The sequence below is a fragment of the Devosia sp. genome (assembly GCF_017307565.1).
GTDB lineage: Bacteria > Pseudomonadota > Alphaproteobacteria > Rhizobiales > Devosiaceae > Devosia.
In genome coordinates, this window is the sequence record NZ_JAFKHD010000238.1 from 1 (window position 1) to 7,733 (window position 7,733).

Annotated in this window: 8 protein-coding genes and 1 tRNA gene; 7 read left to right on the plus strand and 2 right to left on the minus strand. The window is 62.1% G+C overall.

What is annotated here, in order from left to right:
- Positions 1 to 1,193: 5-aminolevulinate synthase (hemA, locus tag J0I64_RS07955; RefSeq protein WP_291407060.1), on the minus strand; the 1,193-nt coding region annotated here is incomplete at its 3' end.
- Here hemA and J0I64_RS07960 point away from each other — a divergent pair.
- Both J0I64_RS07960 and J0I64_RS07965 read left to right on the plus strand, forming a co-directional pair.
- On the plus strand, positions 1,181 to 2,650 hold the full coding sequence (locus J0I64_RS07960; protein WP_366933722.1) for a PLP-dependent aminotransferase family protein: 1,470 nt from the start codon (positions 1,181 to 1,183) through the stop codon (positions 2,648 to 2,650). The genes hemA and J0I64_RS07960 overlap by 13 nt on opposite strands.
- A gap of 185 nt (positions 2,651 to 2,835) precedes the next feature.
- On the plus strand, positions 2,836 to 3,147 hold the full coding sequence (locus tag J0I64_RS07965; RefSeq protein WP_291407061.1) for a DUF983 domain-containing protein: 312 nt from the start codon (positions 2,836 to 2,838) through the stop codon (positions 3,145 to 3,147).
- Here J0I64_RS07965 and J0I64_RS07970 read toward each other — a convergent pair.
- Complete coding sequence (locus tag J0I64_RS07970) at positions 3,144 to 4,043, minus strand: polysaccharide deacetylase family protein (RefSeq protein WP_291407062.1); 900 nt, start codon at positions 4,041 to 4,043, stop codon at positions 3,144 to 3,146. The two genes, J0I64_RS07965 and J0I64_RS07970, sit on opposite strands and share 4 nt — an antisense overlap.
- Positions 4,044 to 4,294: 251 nt before the next feature.
- Between J0I64_RS07970 and J0I64_RS07975 the strand changes: the two genes are divergently transcribed.
- From J0I64_RS07975 to J0I64_RS22615, 5 genes are all read left to right on the plus strand, one after another.
- Positions 4,295 to 5,434: a benzoate/H(+) symporter BenE family transporter gene (locus tag J0I64_RS07975; RefSeq protein WP_291407063.1), complete on the plus strand. Its 1,140-nt coding sequence runs from the start codon at positions 4,295 to 4,297 to the stop codon at positions 5,432 to 5,434.
- Positions 5,431 to 6,054 carry an NTP transferase domain-containing protein gene (locus J0I64_RS07980; protein ID WP_291407064.1) on the plus strand — a complete coding sequence of 208 codons (624 nt, stop codon included), beginning with the start codon at positions 5,431 to 5,433 and terminating at the stop codon, positions 6,052 to 6,054. The genes J0I64_RS07975 and J0I64_RS07980 overlap by 4 nt, the downstream gene beginning before the upstream one ends.
- Before the next feature lie 70 nt (positions 6,055 to 6,124).
- A tRNA-Asn gene (locus tag J0I64_RS07985) sits at positions 6,125 to 6,200 on the plus strand.
- Between the two features lie 138 nt (positions 6,201 to 6,338).
- Positions 6,339 to 7,568, plus strand: coding sequence for an MFS transporter (locus J0I64_RS07990; protein WP_291407065.1), 1,230 nt, complete (start codon positions 6,339 to 6,341; stop codon positions 7,566 to 7,568).
- Positions 7,565 to 7,733: SRPBCC domain-containing protein (locus J0I64_RS22615; RefSeq protein WP_366933723.1), on the plus strand; the 169-nt coding region annotated here is incomplete at its 3' end. The genes J0I64_RS07990 and J0I64_RS22615, both read left to right, overlap by 4 nt.

The following is a 7,733-nucleotide window of genomic DNA, read 5'->3' on the forward strand; positions in this document are numbered from 1 at the left end:
AGCGTGGAACCAAGCGCCTGCACCAGCGCACCGATGTGCGCGGCGGTGTGCAAAGGGGTTGGGGTAAGCCGCAGTCGCTCCTGACCTTTTGGGACGGTCGGGTAGTTGATCGGCTGGGCATAGATGGCGTGTTTTTCGAGAAGACGCTGGCTGACGGCACGGCACAGTTTGGCGCCGGGGATCAGGACCGGAATGATGTGGCTTGGCGTGTCCATGACGGGAATCCCCGCTGCCGCAAGACGAGCCTTGACCTCACGGACGACGCTCTGGTGCCGCTGGCGAAGGGCGGGACTAGACTTGAGAAGGCGGATGGCAGCCGCGGCACCTGCGCTCACATGCGGCGGCAGTGAGGTCGTGAAAATGAAGCTTTCCGCATGACTGCGAACGACATCCACGAGATCTGTGCGGCCGGCGATGTAGCCGCCAACATTCCCTATAGCCTTGCCGAGCGTGCCTTCGATAACCGTGACCCGCTCGGCGACGCCTTCGCGTTCGGCTATGCCACCGCCCCGTGGGCCGTAGAGACCAACCGCATGCACCTCGTCGAGATAGGTGATGGCGCCATAGCGGTCGGCAAGATCACAAATTTCGCCGATGGGGGCGATGTCGCCATCCATGCTGTAGACGCTCTCGAACGCGATGATCTTTGGCCGCTCCAGCGGCTGGGCCCGAAGCAGATCTTCGAGATGAGCGATGCTGTTGTGCCGGAAGATTGCCTTGTCGGCACCGGAGCGCCGGATGCCCTCGATCATGGAATTGTGGTTGCCGGCATCCGAGAGGATGAGACAATCAGGCAATAGGCGACCGAGCGTTCCAAGGGCCGCCAGATTAGAAATCCACCCAGACGTAAAAATGAGAGCAGCCGGCTTGCCATGAAGATCGGCCAGCTCGCCTTCGAGTTCGAGATGCGCCCGAGCATTGCCGGAGATATTGCGGGTGCCTCCCGCCCCTGCCCCACCCCGAGCGGCACGCACTATGGTCTCGATCACGTCAGGATGCTGACCGAGACCGAGATAATCGTTGCTGCACCAGACGGTGACTTCACGCGCCTGACCCTGCACATCGGTCCACAAGGCAGAGGGAAATCTGCCCTCGATGCGCTCCAGCGCGGTGAAATGGCGATAGTTGCCGGCCAGTTTTAATTTGGCGAGGCTGTCGCGCCAGATTTCATGGTAGTTGCATGCAGGGCTCATTGGATTGCCGTGGGCAGTTATATGGACAATTGAATGCATACATTCATATTTTGTATGCATTCAATACGGAATTCGAGGCTGCGACAATGTGGACACCGAAACTCGAGAAGAGCAGCGGACCGCTTTACCTGGCGATCGCCGATGCGATCGCCGCGGACATCGCCTCCGGCCACCTCGCGCCCGGCGCGCGGTTACCACCACAAAGATCCCTGGCGCAGGCATTGGGCCTCGACTTCACCACGGTCACCCGCGCCTATCAGGAAGCGGGACGCCGTGGCCTCGTGGATGGACGTGTGGGCCAGGGTACTTTCGTGCGAAGTGCGAGCCCTGTTCAGCGGACCGCCGCCGTGGGCTTCGTAGACATGAGCATGAACCTGCCGCCGATTCCGGAAGATGATCGCGTGGCGCAACGGATGTGGGAAAGCCTTGGCAAGCTGCATGGACCTGAGATGACGCGGCTCATGCTGCGCTATCAGGAGCCAGGCGGCGCGCTGAGAGACAGGCAGGCGGGCGCTCGCTGGCTACAGGGCTGGCTGCCCGGCGTCGAAATCGAACGCCTGCTGGTGGCCCCCGGCGCACAGGGCGCCCTAAGCGCCATCGTCGCGACCCTCGTCCACCGTGGCGACGTCATTTTGACGGAACCTCTTACCTATCCGGGGTTTATCAGCCTAGCCGCGCATTTTGGCATTCGCCTCGTGGCTATGGAGATGGACGAAGCCGGCCCCATTCCTCATGCGCTAGAACGCCTTATCGCGACGCTGCAACCCAAGGCACTTTATTGCACACCAACGCTGCACAACCCCACCACGAGAAGCTGGACCTTGGCTCGTCGGGAGGAAATTGCGGCCCTTGCCGGTAAAACTGGACTGCCTCTGATTGAAGACGACGCATACGGCGCCCTGCCGCTGGCCCCCTTGCCACCGTTGGCTTCGCTAGCCACGGGCCCCGTCTATCATGTTGCCAGCGTTTCAAAATCCCTGTCTCCGGCTTTGCGACTGGCCTATCTCGTGGCGCCGGACGCAGGGGCAGCACTGAGGCTGGCCGGGGCCTTGCGGGGCACGACAGCCATGGCATCCCCACTAACGGCCACCCTGGCGACCGAGTGGATCGAAAGCGGGCTGGCCTTCGAGTTTCTTGACGTCCTGCGTGGGGAGGCCCGCGAGCGCCAGCAGCTCGTTGGAACCCTGCTGCCCCGGGAAACTGTCGAGGCCGACCGGGAAGGATTTCATGCCTGGTTAAAGCTGCCGGACGGCTGGTCGCGTGGCGAATTCATATCACGACTGCGCAATATGGGTGTGTCCGCAGTATCAAGCGATACTTTTGCCATCAGCGCACCGCCAGAAGCGGTGCGGCTGAGCCTTGGTGGCGCAGTCACGCGCGAAGAGCTCGCCCGCAGCCTCGCTATGATCTCCGCGCTGTTATCCGACCGTCCCGCGATGACATCATTGATCGTCTAACTGCATCCATGCAATACGCATGATGGTGTTGACATGAATGCATGCAATGTCGATATCTGAGGTGCAGCCGGGTTCTCCGGTCCGCCTTCAGGAGGTTTGACATGGTAGACTCACGCGAACGGGATCTACGCTCTGCCCTGATACAGGGCACACTTTGCCGCTGTCCGCGCTGTGGCGAAGGAAAGTTGTTCGACGGCTTCCTGAAGGTGGCGGAAACCTGCGACCGGTGCGGGAAGAACCTGGGACACGCCCGGGCCGACGACTTCCCGCCCTACATTTCGATCACCATCGTCGGCCACATCATCGTGGCGGCGATCATGCATTTCGAAATGTCCCAGCCGCTCTCGCCAATGATGTATCTGATCACCATGCTGCCGGCGGCGGTCATCATGTCGCTTGCCCTGCTTCGGCCCATCAAGGGATTTGTGGTGGGCATGCAGTGGGCGACCAAGATGCACGGCTTCGGCGCGGAGGCAGTCTCCAGCGCGTCGAATTAGCTGGGCGAAGCCGCCGACGTCGTCGCGGCGTCGTCGCCGAAGCCAGCGGTGATCAGGTCGCGGCCGAAGATCGAATTGTCACGCGGGACGAGGCGCACGACGCTGTAGCCGCGGCGGGCGAGCTGATCGAGGAACATCGGCAGCATGTCGACGGTGCGCTGGTGGATGTCGTGGAAGAGGATGATGCCGCTGCCGCGGGCTTCGAGCCGGCTGATGGTGCGGGCGGCCACGGTGGCAGGGGTATCCTTGAAATAGTCCTTGCTGTCGATATCGACATCGAGAACCACCGCACCGCTCTGCAGCAGGCCGGTACGCAGGAAGCCGGTCTGGGAGAGATAGGGGAAGCGGAAGAACGGCGAGAGCTTCTGGCCACCGCCGGCGAGCGCTGCGGCGACGGCTTCTTCGCCCTTGACGATCTCTTCGATAGCTTCCTGGCGGGTCAGGTTGCCGAGGTTGACGTGGCCATAGGTGTGGCTACCGACCGTGTGGCCGGCGATGGCGACGCGCTGGGCCAGCCGCGGATTTGCCGCTGCCGACGACCCCAGCATGAGGAAGGTCGCCTTGACGTTGTAATCTGAGAGGGTCGAGAGGATCGACTCGGTCTTGCCGGCGCGCGGACCATCGTCAAACGTCAGCACGACTTCGCCGGGTTTCAGGATGATGTCGGCCGTCGTCGAGACGGCCAGGGTGCGGCCGCCGATATTGCGCGGGGCGAAAATCTCGCTCGGCAAAGGTTGCTCGACCTTGAGCACGGCCGGAACGGCTACAGCCGAGGTCTTCATGGTGTCGACGACGGGCGTCGCGCTCAGCCTGGCCTGCGGGTTCACCGGCTTGGCACAGCCACCCAGCATGGCGCCGGAGACGAGAAGGCAGAGCAGAAAGCGAGAGGGCGACACAATGAGCACTCAACATCACATGAATCTGAGCGCGAGAATTTGCGATTATGGTTAATTTTCCCCTCGCAAAAACTTAAGAAGACATTACTGATCAGTGAGTTAGGGCCAAATCGCCCCGCGCCGGCTCGGCGAGCCTGTGGACCCACCGATAAAAAGCGCTAGCCTGCCACGGACTTGCGGGGGGAATCGCCATGGATGCGGGCTCACAATCGATCGCGCCGAGCACGCGCAGAGAATTTTTGCAGCCCATCATGGCGGGCACGCTTGCCGCCATTGTCGGCTACGCGAGCACCTTCACGCTTGTGCTGGCAGCCCTTACCGCTGCAGGCGCTTCGCCGCAACAGGCAGGTTCGGGTCTGTTCTCTGTCTGCCTGGCGCTTGGCGTGCTCAATATTGCCGTGGCGTTTCGCGCCAAGGTACCGATCAGCTTTGCCTGGACGACGCCCGGGGTGGCGTTTCTGCTGACGGTGGGCGAACCGGTTGGCGGGTTTCCAGCTGTTGCGGGTGCCTTTCTGGTGACGGCGGCACTTGTGGTGCTCACGGGGCTGTTGAAACCGCTGGCACGACTGATTGCGGCTATCCCCTCGGCGATAGCCAATGCGATGCTCGCCGGCATGCTGCTGACGCTGTGTCTGGCGCCAGTTGCGGCGCTGGCCGAAGCGCCGCTGCTGGCGGCGCCTATTTTGCTCGCGTGGATGCTCGGGCTGAAATTTGCGCGACGCTATGCGGTGCCGATCGCCGTGGTGGTCACGGGCATCGTCCTGGCGCTGACGACGCATTTGCCGGAAGGCGCGCTGGATGGCGCCTGGCCGACTCTGCTGCCGGTGATGCCGGAATTTACCTGGGACGCAATCGTACGGATTGGCTTGCCGCTCTACGTCGTCACCATGGCGTCGCAGAACCTGCCCGGGATCGCGGTCATGAAGGCCAATGGCTATACGCTGGTCCCTGCCCCGATTTTCGTGATGACCGGCGTTGCCAGCGCTGCGACAGCCTTTTTCGGTGGGCAGACCATCAACCTTGCCGCGATTACCGCTGCGATCTGTGCCGGTCCCGAGGCGCATCCCGACCCGCAGAAGCGCTGGCCGGCGCCTGTGGCTGCAGGCGGCACCTATATTCTGCTTGGTCTGGCGGCGAGCCTTGCGGCGGCTTTCATCGCGGCCTCGCCGCCCATTCTCATCCAGGCTGTTGCCGGGCTTGCCCTGCTGTCGAGCCTCGCGGCCGCGCTATCGGCCGCTTTGGCGCAGGAGGAAGCGCGGTTGCCGGCGATTCTGACATTTGTCGCCACAGCGTCGGGAATCACCATTTTTGGGATTGGCGCGCCGTTCTGGGGGCTGGTGGGGGGTATCATCCTGTTGCTGCTTTTGCGTCAGCAAACACCGCCCAAATGACGCGCGCCTACGGCCTCATACTTGCCGGGGGAGAAGGTTCGCGGCTTGGCGGGGCTAGAAAGGCTGACCTCAGAATCGGCGGCGTGCGGTTGATCGTGCGGGTTGCGCGGCAAATGGGTGATGGTGTCGACGACCTGCGGGTGGCGTCGGGCCAGGTCGCGATGGATGGCTTCGACTGCATTCGTGACGAGGCCAGCGCTGCGATGGGCCCCCTTGCCGGGATCAGGGCGTGTCTGCATGCTATCCAGAAGACTGCATCTGGCGATGACATGCTGGTGTGTGTAGCGGTCGATACCCCATTTCTTCCGGCGGACTATGTCCCGAGGCTTTTGTCGGCGGCGGCCGAAAATGGTGCCGCTTATGCGGCGTGGGGCGAAAATATCTATCCCACCAACAGCGCGTGGCGGTTGAGCGCGCTCGCCGATGCCCTTGAAGATGCGAGCGAATCTGCTGGGCCGAATGCGATTCTGACGCGACTCAAGGCTTTGCGGGTGGATTGGTCGGCGGAAGCCCCATTGGACCCCTTTGCCAATCTCAACACGCTGAATGACCTGATAGCCCTGCAACGCCGGGCGCTTGCGCCGGGGTATGACAGATTTATTCACAGGCTCCAGCAATAAGGGCTTGGCAAACCAGATAGGTTTGGGTACACGGACCTCGCCTTCGACGCCGAGGGCAACACCGAAGTGTTCCGCGATAGCTCAGTTGGTAGAGCAAGCGACTGTTAATCGCTGGGTCGTAGGTTCGAGTCCTACTCGCGGAGCCAATCGGGTCTTTTGAGACCTCACCTTCCCCAAAATTTCTGACAAGAGCCTTGTGCACAAATTATGCGCAATTGGGCTCGCAAAGGTTGCCGCCTCTGCCCAGGAGGGTTAGGACAGGCTTCCCTCCTGGATTGTCCTACATGACCACGCAAACGAGCAGCCCTGCCTCCACGGCGGGCCATCAAACCGCCCTGACCATCATTTTTGCGGTCAGCGGGGCGCACCTTCTCAATGATCTCCTGCAGTTCCTGCTGCCGGCGCTCTATCCGCTGCTCAAGGACAATTACGGGCTCAACTATCTGCAGATCGGCCTGCTGACGCTCGGCCAGCAGATCACCGCCTGTTTCCTGCAGCCGATTTTCGGGCTGCGCGGCGATCTCAAGCCAAGCCCCTACAGCCTCGCAATTTCGCTTGTGATCGTCACCATTGGCGTGCTGGGCCTGGCTTTTGCCAGTGACTTTGCCTGGCTCTTCATCGCCGCGGTCGTGATGGGCACGGGCTCGGCCCTGTTCCATCCCGAAGCGTCGCGCGTGTCGCGCATGGCTTCGGGCGGCAAGCTCGGTTTTGCGCAGTCGCTGTTCCAGGTTGGCGGTAATCTCGGCACGGCGCTTGGTCCGCTGGCGGCCGCGTTGATTCTCATTCCCATGGGCCAGCAGACGACGGCCTGGTTCCTACTCGCCGGTTTTGCCGGTATCGCGCTGCTGGTCTATGTCGGCCGCTGGTTTGTCGAGCATCAGCGCCAGGCTGCCTCGCGTCCGGCTGCTTCGATCAAGAAGCCGGCGCTGTCGCGCAATCGCCTGATCGTGGCTTTCGCTGTTATCGGCGCGCTGCTGCTGAGCAAGTTCATCTATATCGAGGGTTTGAAGAGCTACTATGCCTTCTTCCTCATGGAAAAGTTCGACCTGAGCGCGCCGGAAGCGCAGATCTATCTGTTCCTGTTCCTGGGTGCAGTGGCTGCCGGCACGTTTATCGGGGGGCCGATTGGGGATCGCTACGGTCGCTTGTCGGTGATCTGGGTCTCTATCCTGGGTGCCCTGCCCTTCACCCTGCTGCTGCCCTATCTCGACCTTTGGGGCACGGCCGCTATGAGCATCATGACCGGCCTCGTCCTCTCCTCGGCTTTCTCGGCCATGGTGGTCTATGCGCAGGAACTGGTGCCCGGCAAGGTGGGCATGATCGCCGGCTTCGTCTTCGGCTTCGCCTTTGGCATCGGTGCGCTTGGCGCGGCCGCCATGGGGGCGCTGGCCGACGCGATCGGCATTATCCCCGTCTTCCAGATCTGCGCCTTCTTGCCGGCCCTTGGCATCCTCACCATCTTCCTGCCAAGGACGGCGGAACTGCATCCTGAAGCCAAGGAGAAGCTGGCATGAGCGACGACATCGATCTCGACAACGAAAGCCAGATCACGCTGACGCGCAAGATCGGCGCCAATGTGAGCGACGTGTTCTCGGCCTGGACCGACCCGGCCCTGATCGAACAGTGGCAGGTGGACGAGGCCGAATTCGACCCGGTAAAGGGCGGCGAATATCGCTTCG

What these genes read in the sequence shown, in the direction of transcription:
- J0I64_RS07960 (WP_366933722.1), top strand. Translation starts at nt 1,181, where the DNA reads ATGCAGGGCTCATTGGATTGCCGTGGGCAGTTATATGGACAATTGAAT.
- J0I64_RS07975 (WP_291407063.1), top strand. Translation starts at nt 4,295, where the DNA reads ATGGCGGGCACGCTTGCCGCCATTGTCGGCTACGCGAGCACCTTCACG.
- J0I64_RS07980 (WP_291407064.1), top strand. Translation starts at nt 5,431, where the DNA reads ATGACGCGCGCCTACGGCCTCATACTTGCCGGGGGAGAAGGTTCGCGG.
- J0I64_RS07990 (WP_291407065.1), top strand. Translation starts at nt 6,339, where the DNA reads ATGACCACGCAAACGAGCAGCCCTGCCTCCACGGCGGGCCATCAAACC.